This is a genomic window from Actinoplanes derwentensis, assembly GCF_900104725.1.
Lineage (GTDB): Bacteria > Actinomycetota > Actinomycetes > Mycobacteriales > Micromonosporaceae > Actinoplanes > Actinoplanes derwentensis.
This window is the reverse complement of sequence record NZ_LT629758.1, coordinates 2,349,510-2,368,337: the sequence shown is the minus strand read 5'-3', so window position 1 is coordinate 2,368,337 and position 18,828 is coordinate 2,349,510. Positions and strand designations below refer to the sequence as shown.

The following is an 18,828-nucleotide window of genomic DNA, read 5'->3' as shown; positions in this document are numbered from 1 at the left end:
AGGCGACCGGCTATGTTCTGAGCCTCGATCCATAGGAGACCGAACATGGCGACGGTGCAGGAGCGGGCGGACGCCGCCATGCGACTGGTCCAGACCGATCCCCGGCTGGCCCGCGCCGAGGCGCTGCGGGTGCGCACCGCCGCCCGGCGAGCCGGTGACGCCGGGGCCGAGTCGGCGGCCGAGCGGGTTCTCGGGCTGGCCGGCCGGGAGAGCAACAACGTCGCGTCGGCGGCCCGGCATCTGCGCCGCGCGGTCGCCCTGGCCGACGCGGCGGGCCTGCCGGTGGCGGCGGCCCGCGCCCGGATGACCCTGGCCCTGGTGCGCGCCGACCAGGGCGACATCGCCGAAGCCATGAGCCTGGGCGAGGCGGCCGCACCGTACCTGGAAGGGCTCGAAGCCGCCCGTCTCGGCCATCAGCTGGCGCTGGTCGCGCAGCGGCGCGGCCTGTTCCGGGAGGCCCTGCGCGGGTACGGCAGCGCCCTGGCCGTCTTCCGCCGCGAAGGTGACCTGCACTGGGAGGCCCGGGTCCGCAACAACCGGGGTGTCCTGCACGCCTACCGCGGCCATCCGGGCCCGGCCGAGACGGACCTGCGGCGCGCCGAGGAACTGTACGCCGCGCTGGGCCAGGACCTGGCGGTCGCCGACGTCCGATGGAATCGTGGTTTCGCGGCCGGCCGCGACGGCCGGGTGGTGACCGCGCTGACCCATCTGGCCGCCGCCGAGGACCACTACGTCCAGCATCACCTCTCCCCGGCGATGATCATGATGGATCGTTGTGACGTGCTGCTGTCGGCAGGGCTGTACGAGGAGGCCCGGGACGTGGCTACCGCGGCCGTCCGGGAACTGACCCGCCGCCGGATGACCGCCGACCTGGCCGAAGCCCGCCTGCTGCTGGCCGCCGCCGCCCTGGCCTGCGGCGACCTGACCGCCGCCCGGCACGCCGCCCGCCTCGCCGAACGCGCCTTCACCCGGCAGGGCCGCCCCGGCTGGGCCACCGTCGCCGGCTACACCCGCCTGCGCACCGACTGGACCGCGGGACGGCCACGTCCGGCTCTGCTGCGCGCGGCGGTCGCCGGTGCCGCCGCGCTGCGCGACGCCGGTTGGGCCGCCCCGGCCGCCGACGCCGCCCTGATCGCGGCCCGCTGCGCCCTCGCCGCCGGCCGGCCCGGTGAGGCCACCGAACTGCTGCGGCACACCGCCCGCGCCCGGCGCCCGGGTTATCCGGCGGCACTGCGGGTGAGCGCCTGGCACGCGATGGCCCTGCTACGGATCGCGGGCGGCGACCGCCGGGGCGCCGAGGCCGCGCTGCGGGCGGGGCTGCGCGCCCTGGACGAACACCGGCTCACCCTGGGCGCCACCGAACTGCGGGTGCGCGCCGCCGAACACGGATTCGACCTGGTGATGACCGCGTTGCGGCTGGCGGTGTCGGCCGGGTCGGCCCGGTCGCTGCTGATCTGGGCCGAACGCGGCCGGGCCGCCGCCCAGCAACTGCGCCCGGCCGGGCCGCCGCAGGATCCGGGGCTGGCCGAGGAGTTCGCCGAACTGCGGGCGGTCGCCGCGGTCCGCGAACAGGCCCTGGCCGAAGGCCGTGACGCGCGACGCCACCAGCTGCGGCAGGCCCACCTGGAACGCTCCATCCGGGACCGGGTCCGCCGCACCCACCCGGCGACCCCGGTGGCCCGCGCCGGTGCCCTGCGCACCCGGACACTCACCGAGCACCTGGCCGGCCGGGCCCTGATCGAACTGATCACCGTCGACGACACGCTGCACGCGGTGGTGCTGGCCGGGGGCCGGCTGACCCGCCGCGAACTGGGACCGGTCGGCGCGGTCAACACCGAGATCCGCGCGCTGCGGTTCGCCCTGCACCGGATGTCGCTGCGCGACCGGACCGGGCCGTCCGGCGCGGACCGCCTCGACCGGATGCTGCTCGCCCCGCTGCGCCCGCTGATCGGGAACGCCGGCCTGGTCATCGTGGCATCGGGCCGGCTGCACGGGGTCCCGTGGCGGATGCTGCCGACCTGCGCCGACCGGACCGTGTCGGTGGCCCCCAGCGCGGTCGCCTGGCTACGCGCGGCATCCGCGGCGCCGTCCGGCGAGGGCACGGTCCTGGTCGCCGGTCCCGGTCTGCCCGGCGCGGCCGACGAGATCAAGACCTTGGGCGTACGGTACGGCACAGCGCACGCCCTGGCCGGTGACCAGGCACGCGTCCCGGCCGTACTGCACGCCATGGACGGCGCAGCCCGCACCCACATCGCCGCACACGGAACCTTCCGCGCCGACAACCCGCAGTTCTCCACGCTGGGCCTGGCCGACGGCCCGCTGACCGTCTACGACCTGGAGACCCTGAACCACCCGCCCGATCTGGTGGTGCTGTCCGCCTGCGACTCCGGCCTGTCCACCGTGCACCGCGGCGACGAGATCATGGGTTTCGCCGCCGCACTGCTGGCGCTGGGCACCCGCTCGGTGATCGCCACGGTCGCCCCGGTCCGCGACGGCGCGGCCCGCGACGTGATGGTGCGCCTGCACGATCGACTGCGGGCCGGATCGTCCCCGTCCGTGGCGCTCGCCGAGGCTCAGTGGGCGTCGCGCGGCGATCCGGCCGCGTCAGCGTTCATCTGTCACGGTGCCGGATAGGTGAAGTCGCCGGGCGCCTCCAGATAGCGCCCGTACCCGGGGAACGGATCCGGCAGCCCCTTGAGCAGGATGTCCGCGGCGTCCCGGCAGCTCTGCCCGGCCGAGGTGGCGGCCGCGATCCGGGCCGCCACGTACGGTGTCGCGAACGACGTACCACTCCACGCCACCTGCCCGGCGAACGTGAGCGGCTGCGGCCCGTGATCCCAGGTACCGGTCACGTACGGCAGATGCACCCGCACCCCCGGCGCGCAGACCGTGATCCAGTTGCCGGTGTTGCTGAACCCGGCCGGCACGGCCGCCGCCCCGGTCGTGTCGACGGCCGCCACCGAGATCACCCCGTCCCGGCTGGCCGGATAGAAGTTCGGCGTCGCGCTCTCGACGTTGCCGGCCGCCGCGACCACCACGGTCTCGGCCGGCAGACTGTCCAGCACCAGCTCCAGCGCGAGCGGTGGTGTGTCCCCCTCGAACACACCACCGAGCGACATGCTGATGATCTCGGCTCCGGCGTCACGGGCCCGCAGGATCCCGGCCGCCAGATTCACCTCGTCGGTGATGCCGTGCACCGACAGGACCTGCACCGACATCAGCACACAGTGGCGCGCGTACCGGGCCACCACCCCGGCGGCGGCGGTACCGTGCCCACCCATCAGCCCGATCCGCCGCGTCGCCGAGTCCAGGTAGACCTGGTCCAGCTCGTGCACCCCGTGCCGCAGCGGCCGCCCGAACACCGGCATCGTCAGCGCCGCCGGGTCCAGCCCGGTGTCGACGACCGCGACCCGTACCGGCCGGCACTCGGTCGCCCCGGCGGCCGTCGGCTGTTCCGGCACCGGAAGCGGTTCGGTGGCCAGACCGCCGTGCAGTTTCGGCTGGCCGGTGATCGGCGCGCCGCTGTTGGCGGCGAAGGCATGGTTGAGCCCGACCCGTGGCCCGCCCCGGGCCAGCCCCCGCATCGACGACACCAGCGCCGGCAGGTCGGTCTCCACCCCGTCGTCACCGGCCGGCACCGCGACCCGGGTCACGATCCCGGCGAGCGGGTCGTCGGCGACGGTCCGCAACGTTCGCAGCGGACCCAGCAGCGTGTTCATCTCCCGCATGTCCGGGTCCGCGACCAACAGCTCACCGGCGAAGTAGTAGGTGTCACCGGTCCGGCGGATCCGTGGGTCGAGCGCCCACGGGTTCGGGAACGCGGTCTCTTCGGGCATGGTCGTCTCGCTTTCGCGTCAGCCGACCGCCACCCAGGCGGTGACGATCGGAGGGGAAACGGCGCCCCGCAGCCGCAGCCGAACCGACCGGACCAGAGGCAGGTCGGCGTCGAACCGGCCCTCCCCGTCGATCGGGCGGCGCACGGTACCCCCGTCATGGAGCAGCACGGCCTCAGTGTGACCGGCCGGTTCGACCAGTCCGTCCACCTCGAACCCGCCGGCCACCCGGGTCACCCCCAGATGCACCTGGACCCCGCCGGAACCGGCCGCACCGAACACCAGCATCCGGGTGTCGTCCGGCCCTCGGGTCAGCGCGCCGTCGTCGGTGAGCGAATCCCATTCCAGGTCGGCGAAGTCCTCACCGGAGTCATGGAACGCGAACGCTGCCACCGCGTACCTGCCGACCGCCGGTGGCATCGGATCCACCCGGCCGATCAGTGCTCGCAGCGCTGCGTCCAGATCCATATCGCCGGTCTCCTCTTCGCGGGGCATGTCACCGGTCATGACCGTGCTCCACGGTTCCTGATACAGCCGGTCTCATCAGACGGCGCAGTTTCTCCAGACAGCGGTGCCGGGTCGGCCCCAGATAGCCGATCGGCACATCCAGGGCGGCGGCGGCTTCCGCGTACGACGGCGCCGGTTCGGCCATCATCACCCGCAACAGCCGCTGGCAGCCGTCACCGAGCTGGTTCAGGCCCTCCCACAGGCGGCCGGCCAGTTCGTCACGGCGCAGCCGCTCGTCGGCGGCGACCACGATCTCCTCCGGCGACTCGTCTTCGCGGGCCGCCCCGATCCAGGCCATGTCCCCGGCCGGCGGCGTGCGATTGCGGGCGGCGAGGACCCGCAACGACTCGCGCCGCGCGGTCGTCGACAGCCAGGCCCCGGCCCGATCCGGATCGGTCAGCGTGCCCAGCGAACGGGCGAACTTCTCCCAGGTCGTCTGACAGACGTCCTCGGCGTCGGCGGTACCGAGCCGGTGCGCGCGGGCCACCGACCAGACGAGACCGGCGTACGCCCCGACCAGCGCCTCCCAGGCGGACGCGTCACCGCTCCTGGCGCGCGCAACCAGGGCGGCCGTCTCCAACGGCTCCATCACGGACTCCTTCAGTGTTGTCTCTGAGTAGTCCGCCTCGTCCGTTCCGTACCACATTCTGTCGCCTAGCCGACATCGAAGACTTGATCACATCCGACGAGACGACCGCCTCCCAGCGCATCCGGGAGAAGGCCCGGCAACAGCCAACCACCGGTCCACCGCACTCCTCGATGTACACCCGATGCCCGTCACCCACGGACCCAGAGGCGGATACAGCGTCACCACAGCCGGTCGAAGATCAGCTGATCGACGGGCGACACCCGGCCCCGGTCGGCATAGGTCAGCCAGGCGAACTCCTCGATCTCACTACTGGCCCGCAACTGCCCGACATAGTCGGCGGTGTAACAGGTCATCCGCACCCGCCGCCCCGGATGCCCGTGCGCCGCAGCGGTGAACACCCCGAACAACTCAGCACTGCCCACCGTGACCGCCACATCGAGCTCCTCCCGGATCTCGCGCACCAGCGTGTCCAGGTCACTCTCGCCGGCTTCCCGCTTCCCGCCGGGAAAGTAGAAGACGTCCTTACCTCGATTACGGGTACTGAGCACCCGCCCGTCAACAAGATGAACCCACGCAACCTTGTCGATGTCACTCATCCCCCCATGTTCCCAGCGCCCCGGCCACCCCCGAACCCCGACACCCTCGAAAGCCGAAGATCAAACCCACTTGCCGGTACGCCATGACCGCTAGCGCCGAACCCACACCTCCCGCGCCCACCGCGCGACCTGGTCCCGGCACAAGGTCACCCCGCGACCGCCGGGCGGAAGCGACAGAAGGCCCTTTCGAGGCAATGAATGACTCGAAAGGCGGTCGACGTGCTGTCCCGATGCGCATCGCGCCCATGTGAGGGAGGAGTCGGCGTTCGGGTCTGCGTCGGCAAGGAGGGTGCAGAAGCCGAGATCTCGACCGAACTGTCCGCTCAACTCATCAGGGACCGGGGGCGGACGCCGGCCGACGCCCGCCCCCGGTGCGGTCGCTACTGGGTGAACACCCAATATTGTTCGGTTCTCCCCGCGCACGGCTCCGTTCTCAGAACGTTTCCGCCGTTGTAGGGCGTGCTGGACTTGGTCAGGCACAGGCCAGGTTTGGAGACGCTGTCGAAGTACGCCCAACCGTTCGCGTACCGAATGGTGAAGAACTGACTGCTGTTGACGGCGCATGCGTCGCTTCTGACCGGGGCGCCGCTTTCATCCGCGGTGATGCAGGTGTTGGGGCGTCCCGATCCGGGGTTTCCCCTGATCTGGTAGATGTCGGGATTGTTGGCGACGGTCCTCCGGTAATCGAGGCGTTGGTAGCGCTGATCGCCGTTGCAGGGGAAGACTCGGAAGCCGAACTGGACCGAGAAGTCCAGGCAGCCGCCTGCGCGGTTGGACGCCCAATAATATCCCGTTTCCGCGCTTGCCGGAGTCGCGCTGACCGCAACAAGGGTGAAGATCGCGGCGAGCATGGAAAGTGCTTTGACGAACCTCGATCTCATGAAGTCTCCTCCCGGAGTGCTCTGGTGGTCGGCCTCTAAGGCTCCGGCCCGGACCGGGGCCTCTGAAGTGAACTCTGCGTTCACAGGTCCCAGCCCTTGATCCAATCGACTTCCTGCAGCGCGGAATTGCCGGAGCCGGATCCCTGGTCGTCCTGCTGAATGGTGACGTGGCCGGCCGGCATCCGGGTGAGGGTGCCCATGGCGGGAATGGTGTACCACAACCGACCGTCGACCCACCCTTTCAGGCTGGTGGCGGTCCACTCGAAGGCCACGTGGTGCCATTGGGTCGACCCGACGCAGCTCGCCGAGTTCTGCGGGAGGACTTCTTGACGTCGGGGATCCCCCGGATAGTGCATGAAGCCGCCGTAGCAGTTGCCGCCCGCGGTCTGCTCCATCCAGTCGTACTCCCCGTCATTCCATTCATCGGACTCCGGCCAGATGATGAACAGGCTCTTCCACCCAGCTCCGGACGTCTTGACGCGCGCCTCCCAGCGCCCGTGGGTCTGGTCGCGCTGGTGCGACATGCCGCACGTCCTCCGGTCCGGCAGCGAGACCAGTTTCAGCGATCCGCCGGAAACCTGGCACTGGCTCGGCTGACGATTGCCGTGCTGGCTTCCCGGGTCGGTGTAGACACCCCACTGCGAACCGACCGCGGTGCCGTTGAAGTCGTCCTGCCAGACGGGCGCACCCCAGCCCTGGGTCTCCTGTGCGGTGCCGCCGGGCGGCGGAACCGTTCCGCCGGGGGTGGCGGTGGCGGTGAATCCCTGGGCGCTGCCCGCCGGCGTGACCGTGAAGGTGTATTGCTGTCCGGTGATCAGGGAATTGAACGTCCACGTCCGGGTGGCGCCGGAAACGGTGGTGGACCACGGGCCCGAGCCGTTGTCGTCGACGCCGTCACGCCCCACGGTCCAGGACGCGGGCTGTGGGCTCAGCGTGCTCGTCCAGTCGACCTTGACCTGGTTCTCGTTCAGCACGGTGGCCGTGACCGTCACTCCGGACGGCGGATTCGGGTCACCGGGGGTCGCGGTGGCGGTCGATCCGTCGGTGCTCCCCGCCGGCGTGACCGTGAAGGTGTACTGCTGTCCGGTGATCAGGGAGTTGAACGTCCACGTCCGGACGGCGCTGGAGACAGAAGTGGACCACGGACCTGAGCCGAGGGTGTCGAAGCCGTCCCGCCCCACGGTCCAGGAACTGGGCGATGGGTTCAGAGTGGTCGTCCAGTCGACTCTGACCTGGTGGTCGTTCAGCACGGTGGCCGTGACCGCCACTCCGGCCACCGTCGTCGAAACCGGACCGTCCTTTCCGTCGCCCGCCGCCGCGCCCGTGAGCGAGGCCAAGGCGAACACTGCCGCGCTGAGAACTGCCAATACAGGTCGCGATCGTGTACGACTCGCGATCATATGCGCCTCCTTCTCTTGCCTTGAATGCGATCCTTTCTGCGGGTACGACCATTTCGCATTTCTCCGGGAATGGTCCAGGAGTACATGTGCTATGGTGACGTGCTATCCATCTGCACCTGCCGCACAATAGACTGTGTCACCTGCCGAATGGAGCTCCGCTCCAGCCGGAAGTGCAGTGCGAGGCCCCATCGGCGGGCAAGCTCCGCGAGGCCCGGGCGCCCGACCGTGGAGGTCTCAGCCGTCGTGGTCGAGGATGCGCAGGTCCGGTGGCACGAGGGTGGTGCTCTCCATCAGTTCGCGGATGAGGTTGTGGTTCAGCGTGTTCCCGATGGGCTCACCGACCTCTTCACGGGTCAGGCCGGGGACACCGTTGCCGCTCAACCGGCTCCGCACCTCGGCCACGACGCGCTCGACCTTCTTGTGGTTCCAGTCGTCGGTGGGCCGGATCTCGTTGAGGTGTGCCGCGACCTGACGCCAGGACAGCGGGATCGGGTGCACCTCGTGCAGGAGGTACCGCTGGGCGAGCACGACGACCACACGCTTCTCCACCGAGGTCAGGTGCCACGTGCGCGGAGGGCTGGTCGGTGTGTGGTGGTCGGCCGGTGGCCGGTGGCCGTTCCTGGGTTGTACGTGTACTTCGAGCAGGTGCAGTCGTTCGTGGGAGCCGCGGACGAACAGCGGGGTGTACCCCGTCCGCAACGGGACCGGCTCGTCCTGCCGGAACAACAGGCGGGATTCCGGCAGCCGTAACGGGAGGCGACCCCGCATGCTGATCCACCACCGGTCACCGCGGCAGGTGAGCGCCCCGTGCTCCCTGCTGATGCGCAGGTCGTCCTCGCCGAAGCAGACGTGCACATCCGGCCTGCTCCGCCCGAAGAGGACGGTCCGCCCCTCCTTGGGTCCGACGGTGATGCCGCCGGCCGCCGCCAGCACGTGCAGCATGCCCGGTGCGACGCCGGCGGGGACTCCGAGGGCGAGGCTGTGATGGTTCGCCGGGAGCTCGTTCGGTCGTCCTTCTGGCATGTTCGCCTCCTGGCACCTCAGGGTGAGCAGCGCGCCCGTCAGCCTGCCCCGGATTCGCGGGAGGGTTCCCGCGTCACCGTGGTGGGAAGAAGGCGGTGGCCAACCGGGTCGTGAGCAGGCACCGCTCGTCCGGCGACAGGCCCCCGCCGACGACAGTGGCTTCCAACACCTCGTCCTTGTCGAAGCCGTACGCGTCCACGTAGGTGAAGTTGTGCGCTTCGACCTCACACATGTCGTCGCCAGGTGCGTCTCCGGGATAGGAGATCACCGAATACCGGCCGTCGATCGTCACCCTCGTCGCGCCGGACTTGACCAACGGCTTCGCCCTGGTGAAGCGCAGCCGGTAAACGATCCCGTCGGCGGTACCGGTCCAGGTGCACTTCCAGCGACCGAAGCCGACCTCCGGGTTCCCGCGGTCGATCCCGGGCCGATCGGGGAACGACGGCGAGTCCTTGGCCCTGCAGGCGTCCGCCCTGCTGAAGGAGTCCGGCCGCAACGTCGGGTTGCCGGGTCGGCGCTCCGGAATCGGTCCTCTGGTGATCACCGCGTCGGCACTCCGGACGGCGACGTCGGCCATGGCGCACGCATCGGCGTCGATCAGGTCGGCCCTGGTCACCTCGATCCGGATTTCGTAGCGGTCGGGTAACAGCAGCCGGCGCCCGCAGGATCCCTCACCCGCCGGTTCGTCTACGAGCCGGTACCTCCCGTTGTCCTGTGCCTGCACGGGCGACTGCTCGCCGGGAGTGCTGTCGATCAACGCCAGGAGGTTCGCCTCTTTCCGGTCCTTCTTGACGATGACGTTGCACTGGCTGAACCCGGAATCGTCCGAGACCAGGTTGGGTCTGCCGAATGGCTCCAGAGCCGCGTCCCGGATCAGCGCGCACGGATCGGCGGTGCGTAGGTCGGCACCGAGCACCGGCCCCGCCGGCGTCACGGGCTCATCGAAGAACGCGATGCGGCTCGTCACCGCCGCGACCGCGGCCAGCGCCCCGGCAGTGACGAGAAGCCCACGGCGCCCGGCCGACCTCGGGTGGGACACGCGCCGGGTGGTCTGCACGCCGGCGATGTCCGCGAGGATCTCCTGCACCTCGGCCGCGGTGGGACGTTGCCCGGCGTCGACCCGCAGCATCCGCTCCAGCACCGGCGCGAGCGTGCCGCTCCGGCGCGGCGCGGCGATGGCGCCGTTGGCGGCGCGTCGAAGGCGCAGCCGCATGTCGTCGGTCGTCGACCCGACCGGTGACTCGCCTTCCACCACGGTGAACAACGTGGATGCCAGCGAGAACACGTCGGACGCCGCTGTCGGCGCGGCACCGTTGGCCACCTCCGGCGCCACGTATCCCGGCGACCCGGTGAGCAGACCAGGGCAGGTCACCGTCGCATCTCCCGCGCCATCGCGGGAGATGCCGAAGTCGGCGAGCTTCACCTCGTCGTCGGAGATCATGAGGACGTTGCCGGGCTTGATGTCGCGGTGCAGGATCCCCTTCGCGTGCACCGTCGCGAGCGCGTCGGCGATCTGCGCGCCCAGCTTCGCCGCCTGCCGAGGCGTGATGACGTCCAACTCGGCCATGCTGCGCGCCGGTACGTACTCCATGACCAGCCAGCACTCACCGTTGTCGTCCAGCACGTCGTAGATCGTCACGACATGCCGGTGGTTCAACCGGGCGAGCAGTTTCGCCTCGTGCTCCAACTGCCGGAACCGCCGCGGGTCCTCGTCCCCGGACAGGGCTCGCTTCAGCGCGACCTCTCTGCCGAGGCGTTCGTCGGTGGCCCGCCACACGACTCCGCCGCCCCCGGAGCCGACCTGCTCCTCCAGCCGGTACCGGTTGGCGACAACTCGCTCCGTCTGCACGATTCGCTCTCCCGTGATCGCCTCAATGCCGGTCGGACGAGCGCGATGAACTCCACGGCAGTGGTGCGCCCCGGTCGGCGTACCTCGCCACCTCTCATGTGTACCGAAAGCCAGGGATCTGTCAAGAAGATGGTTTCAGCGCCGGGAGGCAGCCGCACAGGACGCCGGTAGGCTCTCAGAGATGTCGACGGTGATCGTTTTCGAGACGCACTCGTGGAGTGAGGACAACGACCGGGGTATCGCCACCGGCTGGCTACCCGGACGGCTGTCGGACCGGGGCCGGAGCCTCGCGATCGAACTGGGACAGCGGCGCCGCGACGACGGCATCGATGCGGTGTTCACTTCGGACCTGCGCCGGGCCGTGGAGACCACCGAGATCGCCTTCGACGGCAGCCCCGTGCCGGTCCTGCACGACTGGCGGCTCCGCGAGTGCGACTACGGCTCCCTCAACGGCAGACCGGCCGCCGAGGTGCACGGGCAACGGACGAACCACCTGGACCAGCCGTATCCCGACGGCGAGAGCTGGCGGCAGGCGGTCACCCGGGTAGGCGGGTTCCTCGCCGACCTGCCGTCGCGCTGGGACGGCAAGCGAATCCTGGTGGTCGGGCACGTCGCCACCCGCTGGGCCTTCGACCACCTGCTCGACGGCTTCCCCTTGGAGGACCTGGCAACGGCCGACTTCGAATGGCGCGAAGGCTGGGAGTACGTGTCAGCCGACCGTCTCACACCGAAGAGGAGAACGTCAGGGACAGCCGATCGGCCGCTCCATCCCGTGCCCGGATCGGCCGACGAACGGACGTAGCGCCGGTACGATCCGCTGATGCCGCCTTGCATGGATGTCTACATCTGGCTTCCGAAGTGTGACGCGGGCGAGCTCAGCCGGTTCATCGAAAGCTACGTCGACCGCGAGAGGCCGGGAGACGACAGGCTCGCAACCTTCATCCGTGCCTACATCGAGGGCGCCGCCAGTGACGACGATCGAGCGGCACTCGCTGAACTCGGGCGTGGCGACACTCCGGATGACGGCTTCTCGCTCTACCTCGAGGCGCGTGTCCACTACGCAGCGATCATCACGATCACTCGCGAAGGGTCCGCGGTGCTCGGCCTGAGCATCGACGACCCGGACGACTCACCGGAGACTCCAGCGCTGGCCCGGGCCTTGATCGGACGCCTCCGGGCCGACTTTCGTTCCCCTGCTGGACGCGCCGGATTCGAACTGGCTCCCGCACATTCCCGCGAGGAGTGGGAGAACGACGGGTTGGTGCAGATCCGAGAGGGCGAGCTACCGCGGGAGACGCTGTAGCCATGCCGGTAGGCTCCCCGGGCTGTGAGGATCTTCAAATCGGTCGCGGTCGCTGTCGTCGTCGCTGTGGGCGGCTGTTCCGAGTCGGCGCCGGTCAGTTCGCCCCCGTCGGCGGCTCCGGCAGTCACCAACAGGGAAGCGGTCCGGATCGGGGCCGTGGGGAGCGCCTGCGAGATGCCGCTCTCGTTCGAAGTGGCCACCGACTGGAAACCGGTCGCCGTCGACCTGGAGGCCTTCGGGGAACTGGCGGCCCTCGGCCGGGTCGGCGACTTCTCGGTGGTCTGCGAGATCGACGCCAAACCGGCCGGCCACATCGGCTTCCTGCGGGTCTACCAGGCGGACGATCTCAGCGGGCAGCCGCGGGAGCAACTGGCCGCGTTCCTGAAAGCCGGTACACGCGGACAGGAGATCTCCGGGACCACCTACCAGGACGTTCAGTTCGGCACTGTGCAGGGCGCCGAGATGACCTGGCAGAGCTACGACAAGGGTCTCGACCACCACGGCAAGTATTCGGCGTTCGCCCTGAACACCCGGGCCGGCGCGGTGATCGTGCAGCTCAGCCCGTTCGGTGCGGAGGAACACCCGGCGATGCTGCCGGCCTTCGAACTCGCCCGGAAAACCCTCTCCACCGACACGTGACCAGTCAGGATCGACCGGTGAGTCATTACCTGCGCGCCGAGGCGACCCGGCGGCTCGACGAAGAGCCGCCGGGTTGGGTCGAGGTGCGGTTCCGGGAGGCGGACGGCACCACGGCGATCCTGGTGGAGAAGGCGCCGGTGCTGGACGCCGGTGAACGGCTCGGGGCCGGCGCTGAATTCCCGGTGACGATCGCCATTCCCTGCGACGTCCTGGAAGAGAGCACGAATGGCGCTGTTCACGTCCGGCTGTGGTTCGACATCGAGGACCAGCGTGGGCGGGGTGTCTTCCGGGTGCCGGCCGAGGCGGTCTTCTCGCTGGAGGACGCGGTTCGGGAGGCGACCCGGCGGGCGGTGACCGAACTGTTCGCGAGCTATCCGGACCACCGGTTCTACTACCTCACGCTGACGACTCCGGGGGAGGTGCTCACGCCGTACCTGTCGGCCTCGTCCTATGAGACGTCGACCGACGAAGAGCTCAAATGGTCGTACGCGGATAGCGCCTTCATGTTTTTCGGGGAACGTCATTTCGCTGAGCTGCGACCATTGTTCGAAGCCGGCGGGGACCCGGAGGCACGGCTGGCGGCCATCGAGCGGGCGGTGCGCACCCTGGACGAGGAAGGCCTGTTCAGCGCCGCGCCACTGGCCCGCGAGGACATGATCGTCACCGTTGAGGTGATGCCGCCGGACCACACCAACACGGCCCGCACGATCCGCCTCAACCCGCCCGGCCCGGCCCTGACCGCATGGCTGACCGAGGCCGCGGAATGACACTCAGCCGGTGACTGCGGGTGGCAGCTCGCCGAACAGGTCGATCGTGCTCAGCGCGGTCCAGCGGGAACCGGGATGGCCGGTCACCGTGAGGGCGACCGAACCCGGCCCCGGCGTCAGACCGTCCAGGCCGGTGGCGTCGACGGCACCCGCCAGCATCGTGGTCCCCGGGGCGATGGATGCCGCCGGCTCGCCGGACGGCAGTGCGGCGGCGGCGCGGATCGCGGCCGGGGACGCGGGGACCTCGGTGCGGGTGCCGTCGGCGTGGACGATCACGATGCGGTCGGCTCGGGCGGCGGCGTGCCAGGCCAGCACGTCCAGGACGGTGGTGCGGTGGCCGCCGAGGAAGTGTTCCTGCTGGTCGGCGGCGGCTCGGGCGAGCTGGTCGCCGAACTGTCCGACGTCGTAGTACTCGGCGGTGCCGGGCAGGGTCAGGTCGGTCCAGAGCAGGCGGCGGCGTTCCAGGTCCACCACGAACGGCATCATCATCTGGGCGACGCCCTGCAGGTCGAAACGCTGGGCGACCCGGGCGGCGTCGAACTGTTCACCGCCGCGCAACGGCAGCATCAGGCCGGCGATCGCGGCGGGCAGGGTCTCGAACGGGACGGCGTTGAAACTGAAGATCATCGGTACGGCGTACCGGGCGCCCGCCGCGACCAGCCGGTCCACGTCCAGGTCCAGGTATTCGGTGGCGCCCAGCGGAGCCGGAGCCGACGTCAGGTCACCGGAGTGGATCGCGGCGTCACCGGCGAAACGCAGGTTCGTGTAGTCGCACCAGCCCGCCCGCTGCCACTCCGCCCCGAAGAACGCACACGACAGATCCAGGTCGACACGGATCTTCTCCGGCTCCTCCCAGTGCAGGAACAGCCGCAGCACCCCGGCCGTGGGCAGTTCCCGCATGCTGCCGCGAGGCCACCCGGCCAGCTGCGCCGAACCGGCCCGCTCGCGGACCGGCGCCGGCACCTCGGCGAGCCGGGCGTCGAGCACCGCCAGGTCGAACCGGAGCAGCCCGGACGCCCGCCGGACCAACTCGCCGTCGACCGTCGACCGCACGGTCTCGATCACGGTGGCGGGTAGAGCGGCACGGTTCTCGGGCTCGGTCCAGGTGGTGACGGTGCTGCCCTTGGGAAAGAAGATCCGTCGGGGCATGGCGGGTCCGGGCCGCCCACCGACCAGGGTCGCCGCCCCGGGAGAACCGTCCTCACGAGCAGCCGACCCGGCCGAAGACGAATCCACCGACGGCGCTGGTGCGGGGGCGGAGCCCGGGTAGTCGACGGCGGAACCGAGGGCTGAACCGAGAACGGAACCGAAGGCGGTCACCAGCGGCACCGCGTCCCGCGCATGGGCGCGGGCCCGGCGCGCCGCCAGGGCGTCGACGCGAGACCGTCGCAGCACCGCCACGTCGGCGGGCGACGCCCGTACCGTCGCATCACGGTGGTTGAGCTGGGCCGCCGCCGCGCTGAGAACACCGGGCGCCACCCGCGTCGCGGTCGTCCGCACCGCCGCCGTCACCGCCGACAACGCGGACGGCGAATCCCCGGCACTGCGCAGCAGATGGTCGAGCCGTCGCCACAGGTCACCGGGACGCTGGGTGAGCAGCCGGGCGGCCGCGGGCACGTCCCCGCCGGCCAGCGCCCGCTCCACCAGAGAGGCGTGACTGCGCAGCCGGACCGCGACGGTGCCGTCCGGGTAGGACGAGAGTTCGAGCTGGTCACCGGCGTGCGCGAGGATGGCCCGGCCCAGGTCGCCGGACCGCGCGGCGCGGGTGCCCCGCAGGGCCGCGAACGCGACGGCGGCGGCCGGATGGCTGGTCACCTTCTCGTACGGGTGGAGCCGCTCACCGAGTCGTTTCCAGACCGTGCCGTGCCGCAGCATGTCCTCAGCCGCGTTGACCGCCCCGCGCGACTGCAGGTGGGCGAGGACCGCCCGCCGCAACGGCCTCGGCACCGGCCGCACCCGTGGTGAACCCGCCACGAGCAGCCCAGGGTCGCCGTCCGAATAGGCCCACAGGGTCCGGGCCACGTCGGTGACCGTCTCCCACCGGGCCCGGGCGGCGTCGACGGCCGCGGGGGACTCCCGCAGCGCCCACGCGACGAGCAGCGCCTGCGTCTCCCGGCTGGGCACGGTCTCGGGCAGCCAGTCGAGACGCCCCGGAGCGGTGACCGCGACCAGCGCCCGGAGATCACTGCGGTCGCTCTCGGCGAGTGCACCCGGCCGGGCGACGAGCTGATCGCGAAGCTGAACGGCTGCCGTGAACGGATCAGTCTCCAGCCCGGCGACCCGCACCGGCGGGATCTCCGCCACGAACTGTGGTTTCTCCCGCGCCACGGTGGGCGGCGGCGCGACCGGCGTCAGATACGAGCTGCCCGCCGTCAGCCGACGGCCGCAGACCGGGCAGCCACTGACCTGAGACGGTGGGAAACAGGCCGGGCAGACCAGGTGCCCGCACGGATCGAGCGGCGACCCGATCTCGTCGCGCCCGCACAACACACACGGCGCGTCCGGCGCGGCGAGCAGATGGGTGAGCAGCCGCCGCACGAAAACCGCCCCCGGATCGCGGGGTGTGTCCGGAAACGATCGGTACAGCGGAACCAGCGGCCGGTCCGCCCCGGTCTCCTCGTCCAGCACGGCGAGCAACCAGTCGGCCCACTGCACCCGCACCGTGACCGGCAACCGCGTCGCGGCCCGCCGCAGCGGAACATCCATCACCCAGCCACGGCCGGCCAGATCGGCCTCCAGCGCGGTCAGCCATCCGGCCCCGTCCGCCGGAACCTGCCCGCCGCCGATGACGGTGACCCGCCCGGTGCGCCGCAGCACGACGGTCGCCAGCTGATCCAAAAGTGGTGGTCCTCCCCGTGAGGCGGTGGGCGGGAGGAAACGGCGCTAATCATTCAGAGGTTGGAAGGAGAAGGAAGCACCGTAGGGAGCCGCCCACCGCGCCGCCGATCCTAGAAGGATCTCCGCATCGCCCGCGACTCATTTATCCGCGAGACGTTGCGCGCGGCGGGTTCGGCGCCGTCCACCACCAGATCACATCGATGGCGTACGGGTTCCACATGCCGTTCGTGCGCCGCCCGCCGCGCCCCGAGATAGTTGTCCAGCAGCACGTGCAGGGGAAAGTCACCCTCGACACACTTGCGCTGGATCTTGCGGGCCAGTCGCAGATCGGCGGCCAGATCCACGAACACGTCGAACCGCTCGTACGCGCCATCGGGCCGGACCGCCACCGCGAACAGTCCTTCCACGATCACCAGCGGCGACCGTGCAAGAGCCGCGCTGGCATCGGCGTTCAGCCGCTCCAGATCCATCGACCGCGGGTCACCGACGTCCAGCCGCGGAACGCCGCCCCGGTCCGGGCTCCACACGCCACGACCCGGCACCGCGAAATAGTAGTCGTCGCCGTGCAGCACCACCGCCGTGTCGAAGGCCGCGGCCAGCGTGGACTTACCGGCGCCGGAACCGCCGGTCAGCGTCAGCAGTACCGTCACGGCACCCACAACAGTGGTGCATGCTCGCCGGGCGTCCAGTCGTCGGCGAGCACGGCCAGGTAGTCGGCGACGGCCGCGGCGTGCAGGCCCACCGCACCGGCGGCGACCAGTTCACCGGTGGCGGAGACCGGCACGATCCGCACGCCGCCGGGCATCAGTCTCGTCTCACCGGTGACCGGCACCGTCGGCAGCCCCGTCGCCGGACGGCCCGCGAGGGTGGTGAGCAGCGGTTCGAGCAGGGTCAGGGCGGCGACCAACCCGGCGTACGGGTTACCCGGCAGACTCACCACCCACCGCCCGTCCGGCAGCACCGCCAAGGCCTGCGGATGTCCGGGCCGGCAGGCCACCCCCCGGACCAGCCAGGTCGCGCCGTCGGCACCGAGCAGTTCGTGCAGGTGGTCGGCGGCTCCGGCGGACGACGAACCACTGACCACGATCACGTCACCGGACGCCCGGTCCAGAGCCGCCTTCAGAAGCGCCCGATCATCCGGCAGCCGGTGCCGTTCGGTCAGCGCGCCACCGGCCCGCCCGGTGACGGCGGTGACGAGCCCGGTGAACGTGTCCCGCACCTGCCCCGGCCCCGGCACCCCCTCGGAGATCACTTCGTCGCCGGTGACCAGCAGGGTCACCGCCGGCGGCCGGTGGGCCACCACCTGCTCGGTTCCGGCCTGCACGATCGCCGCCGCCACGGTCGCGGTCACGATCCGCCCGGCCGGCACGACCAGCGCCCCGGCGGCGAGACTGTCCCCGGCCCGGCGGATGTGCCGGCGCGACCCGACGGCCCCGAGCACGGTGTCGCCGTCGACGGCACAGTCCTCGTACGGCAGCACCGCCTCCGCCCCGTCCGGCACCAGCGCCCCGGTGGCGATCTCGACGGCCGTGCCCGGCAGCAGCATCCCGCCGGTCACGGCTCCGGCCAGCACCCGACCGCGGATCGTCCACGGACCCGGCCCGGCGACCGCGAACCCGTCCATGGCCGCGTTGTCGAACGCCGGCACCGGCCGTGCGCAGCGCACCGCCTCGGCGAGCACCCGCCCACCGGCCTCAGCGATCGGGATCTGCTGCCCGGCCAGGGGTTTCGCACTGTCCCGGGCGATCGCCCGAGCCTGCTGCCACCGCATCTCAGCCGGCGGCAGGGCCACCGGTCGCCTTCCACACCCCACGAGCGGCAGCGTCGGCCGCGTAATCGGCGAAGTCACGGCCCGGCCGGCCGAGGATCCGCTCCACCACGCCGGTCGGCTCGGTGTCACCGCGCGCCGCCAGGGCGGAGTAACCGGTCACGAGCGCCTCGATCACCTCATCGGGCATTCCATCGGCGTGCATGGCTGAACGGTACGCGACGGCCGAACCGTCGAAAACGATCACCCGGCCGGTGACCCGCGCGATCTCCGCGACCGCTGCGCCGAACGACAGCGCCCGCGGCCCGGTCACCTCGATCACCTGCCCGATCAGCGTGTCGTCGCCGAACGCGGCCACCTCCACCGCCGCGATGTCATCGGCGTCGATGAAACCCTGCCGTGCGTCACCGACCGGCACGCACAGCCGCCCGTCGAGCACCGCCGGGCGGAAGAACGTCTCGAAGTCCTGGTGGAACCAGTCGGGGCGGACGATCGTCCAGGCGAGCTCGCTCCCGCTTACCGAAGTCTCGGTCTTCCGCAGTTGAACGTCGCCCATCACGTCGAGACCGCGGTCGGAGTGCAGCACCACCCGGCGGACCCCGGCGGCGATCGCGGCCGGAAGGAAAGCCTCCGGCAGCCCGGTCCGATCGGGCAGGAGCAGGAACATCTCCGCTACGCCGGACAGCGCGCTCGGCCACGTGCCCTCGTCGTCCCAGTCGAAGCGCTGCCCGGTGTGCCGGCTGGCGACCCGCACGTCGCGCCCTGAGTCGCGCAGACGTGCGGCCACCCGGCTGCCGACGGTGCCGGTGCCACCCAGGACCAGAATCATGGATCC

17 protein-coding genes are annotated in these 18,828 nt (G+C 71.0%); 5 read left to right on the top strand and 12 right to left on the bottom strand.

The window, feature by feature from the left end:
• Positions 1–45: 45 nt before the first annotated feature.
• The gene (locus BLU81_RS11040; RefSeq protein ID WP_092544019.1) at positions 46–2,634 is read left to right on the top strand and encodes a CHAT domain-containing protein; all 2,589 of its coding nucleotides are present in this window, start codon (positions 46–48) and stop codon (positions 2,632–2,634) included.
• Here BLU81_RS11040 and BLU81_RS11035 read toward each other — a convergent pair.
• The 8 genes from BLU81_RS11035 to BLU81_RS11000 all read right to left on the bottom strand — a co-directional run bounded on the left by BLU81_RS11035 (position 2,619) and on the right by BLU81_RS11000 (position 10,678).
• A complete protein-coding gene (locus BLU81_RS11035) occupies positions 2,619–3,836 on the bottom strand; it encodes a S8 family peptidase (RefSeq protein ID WP_092544017.1) in 1,218 nt (405 codons plus the stop codon). The genes BLU81_RS11040 and BLU81_RS11035 overlap by 16 nt on opposite strands.
• Before the next feature lie 18 nt (positions 3,837–3,854).
• A complete protein-coding gene (locus tag BLU81_RS11030) occupies positions 3,855–4,340 on the bottom strand; it encodes a hypothetical protein (protein ID WP_092544015.1) in 486 nt (161 codons plus the stop codon).
• Positions 4,330–4,929, bottom strand: coding sequence for an RNA polymerase sigma factor (locus tag BLU81_RS11025; RefSeq protein WP_197686186.1), 600 nt, complete (start codon positions 4,927–4,929; stop codon positions 4,330–4,332). The genes BLU81_RS11030 and BLU81_RS11025 overlap by 11 nt, the downstream gene beginning before the upstream one ends.
• A gap of 218 nt (positions 4,930–5,147) precedes the next feature.
• Positions 5,148–5,525 (bottom strand): NUDIX hydrolase, encoded by a 378-nt coding sequence (locus BLU81_RS11020; RefSeq protein WP_092544013.1) that lies wholly within the window; start codon positions 5,523–5,525, stop codon positions 5,148–5,150.
• Positions 5,526–5,905: 380 nt separating this feature from the next.
• Complete coding sequence (locus tag BLU81_RS11015) at positions 5,906–6,406, bottom strand: RICIN domain-containing protein (protein WP_157751469.1); 501 nt, start codon at positions 6,404–6,406, stop codon at positions 5,906–5,908.
• Between the two features lie 80 nt (positions 6,407–6,486).
• The gene (locus BLU81_RS11010; protein ID WP_172890526.1) at positions 6,487–7,743 is read right to left on the bottom strand and encodes a family 16 glycosylhydrolase; all 1,257 of its coding nucleotides are present in this window, start codon (positions 7,741–7,743) and stop codon (positions 6,487–6,489) included.
• A 297-nt stretch (positions 7,744–8,040) separates the two neighbouring features.
• Complete coding sequence (locus tag BLU81_RS11005; protein WP_092544007.1) at positions 8,041–8,829, bottom strand: FHA domain-containing protein; 789 nt, start codon at positions 8,827–8,829, stop codon at positions 8,041–8,043.
• 73 nt (positions 8,830–8,902) lie between these two features.
• Positions 8,903–10,678, bottom strand: a complete 1,776-nt coding sequence (locus tag BLU81_RS11000; RefSeq protein ID WP_157751468.1) for a serine/threonine-protein kinase — start codon at positions 10,676–10,678, stop codon at positions 8,903–8,905.
• A gap of 181 nt (positions 10,679–10,859) precedes the next feature.
• Here BLU81_RS11000 and BLU81_RS10995 point away from each other — a divergent pair, with 181 nt between their 5' ends.
• Genes BLU81_RS10995 through BLU81_RS49585 form a run of 4 tightly spaced genes read left to right on the top strand, consistent with a single transcriptional unit; the run spans position 10,860 to position 13,387 of the window.
• Positions 10,860–11,480 (top strand): histidine phosphatase family protein, encoded by a 621-nt coding sequence (locus tag BLU81_RS10995; protein WP_092544003.1) that lies wholly within the window; start codon positions 10,860–10,862, stop codon positions 11,478–11,480.
• Positions 11,481–11,498: 18 nt separating this feature from the next.
• A complete protein-coding gene (locus BLU81_RS10990) occupies positions 11,499–11,981 on the top strand; it encodes a hypothetical protein (RefSeq protein WP_157751467.1) in 483 nt (160 codons plus the stop codon).
• 24 nt (positions 11,982–12,005) lie between these two features.
• Positions 12,006–12,620: a lipoprotein gene (locus BLU81_RS47870; RefSeq protein WP_157751466.1), complete on the top strand. Its 615-nt coding sequence runs from the start codon at positions 12,006–12,008 to the stop codon at positions 12,618–12,620.
• Positions 12,621–12,637: 17 nt separating this feature from the next.
• Positions 12,638–13,387: a DUF4303 domain-containing protein gene (locus BLU81_RS49585; protein ID WP_197686185.1), complete on the top strand. Its 750-nt coding sequence runs from the start codon at positions 12,638–12,640 to the stop codon at positions 13,385–13,387.
• Positions 13,388–13,390: 3 nt separating this feature from the next.
• Here the strand turns inward: BLU81_RS49585 and BLU81_RS10980 are convergent, their stop codons facing one another.
• From BLU81_RS10980 to BLU81_RS10965, 4 genes are all read right to left on the bottom strand, one after another.
• On the bottom strand, positions 13,391–16,225 hold the full coding sequence (locus BLU81_RS10980; RefSeq protein ID WP_092543999.1) for an MXAN_6230/SCO0854 family RING domain-containing protein: 2,835 nt from the start codon (positions 16,223–16,225) through the stop codon (positions 13,391–13,393).
• Between the two features lie 110 nt (positions 16,226–16,335).
• The gene (locus BLU81_RS10975; RefSeq protein ID WP_092556899.1) at positions 16,336–16,875 is read right to left on the bottom strand and encodes a uridine kinase family protein; all 540 of its coding nucleotides are present in this window, start codon (positions 16,873–16,875) and stop codon (positions 16,336–16,338) included.
• Positions 16,872–18,017: a molybdopterin molybdotransferase MoeA gene (locus tag BLU81_RS10970; RefSeq protein WP_092543997.1), complete on the bottom strand. Its 1,146-nt coding sequence runs from the start codon at positions 18,015–18,017 to the stop codon at positions 16,872–16,874. Before BLU81_RS10970 ends, BLU81_RS10975 begins: the two co-directional genes overlap by 4 nt.
• Complete coding sequence (locus tag BLU81_RS10965; protein WP_092543995.1) at positions 17,998–18,822, bottom strand: SDR family oxidoreductase; 825 nt, start codon at positions 18,820–18,822, stop codon at positions 17,998–18,000. The genes BLU81_RS10970 and BLU81_RS10965 overlap by 20 nt, the downstream gene beginning before the upstream one ends.
• Between the last annotated feature and the right edge of the window lie 6 nt (positions 18,823–18,828).